The 515-nt window shown below is 72.0% G+C and carries 1 protein-coding gene; it reads left to right on the top strand.

The genetic code is table 11. From position 1 onward, the window contains the following. A partial coding sequence (locus AC13HU_RS38060) for an HpcH/HpaI aldolase/citrate lyase family protein (RefSeq protein ID WP_483046562.1) occupies window positions 1–416 on the top strand: 416 nt, incomplete at its 5' end. Between the last annotated feature and the right edge of the window lie 99 nt (window positions 417–515).

The raw sequence follows: 515 nt of genomic DNA, 5'->3' as shown, positions 1-515 counted from the left end.
CCTACCAGCAGGACCTGTGGCACTACACGATCGCCCGGATGGTCGACGCGTGCGCCGCGAACGGCATCCTGCCGTACTACGGGCCGTTCGGGGACATCAAGGACGTCACCGGATGCGAGGACCAGTTCCGCAACGCCTTCCTGCTCGGCTGCGTCGGCGCCTGGTCGCTGCACCCGGTACAGATCGACATCGCCAAGCGGGTCTTCTCGCCCGCCCCCGAGGACGTCGCCTGGGCCCGCCGGGTGATCGAGGCGATGGGCGACGGCACCGGCGCGGTGATGATCGACGGCAAGATGCAGGACGACGCCACCTACAAGCAGTGCCAGGTGGTCGCCGAACTCGCGGACACGCTCGCCGCCCGCGACCCCGAACTCGCGAGCGCGTACGCCGCCGCCCCCGAGGAGGCCGCCCGATGACTTCCCCCGCAGGCACCTCCGCAGCCGCCTCCGCGCCCACCCCCGCGAGCACGTCCGCACCGCGCCCCCGCCGCTCGGTGCTCTACATGCCCGGTGCCA

The sequence above is a fragment of the Streptomyces sp. NH27 genome (assembly GCF_056859195.1).
Note: the sequence above shows the minus strand (reverse complement) of the source record. Positions and strands in the feature narration are given on the sequence as shown.